Genomic DNA, 454 nt, shown 5'->3' with positions numbered 1-454 from the left:
GTCGATCCCGGTGTACTACGTGATTGCACCGGCCGAGGCGTCGAGCAACCTGTCGCGCTTCGACGGCGTGCGCTACGGCCACCGCGCGGCCGAGTACAGCGACCTGCTCGACATGTACAAGAAGTCCCGCGCCGAAGGCTTCGGCGCCGAGGTCAAGCGCCGCATCATGGTGGGCACCTACGTGCTGTCGCACGGTTATTACGACGCCTATTACCTGCAGGCGCAGAAGATCCGCCGCATCATCGCCGACGATTTCCAGCGCGCCTTCAGCCAGTGCGACGTGATCATGGGCCCGGTGGCGCCCACGGTGGCCTGGAAGCTCGGCGAGAAGACCGCCGACCCGGTGCAGATGTACCTGGCCGACATCTTCACGCTCTCCACCAGCCTCGCCGGCCTGCCCGGCATGAGCGTGCCGTGCGGCACCGGTCAGGACAATATGCCCGTCGGCCTGCAG

1 protein-coding gene is annotated in these 454 nt (G+C 66.5%); it reads left to right on the top strand.

All coding sequences use genetic code 11. The annotated features are described in order from the left end of the window. A partial coding sequence (locus AC1DHL_RS29895; protein WP_478164351.1) for an amidase family protein occupies nucleotides 1–454 on the top strand: 454 nt, incomplete at both ends.

Source organism: Variovorax sp. 10L426 (assembly GCF_056395305.1).
The sequence above is the reverse complement of the archived record's forward strand: the minus strand, read 5'-3'. Positions and strand labels throughout refer to the sequence as shown.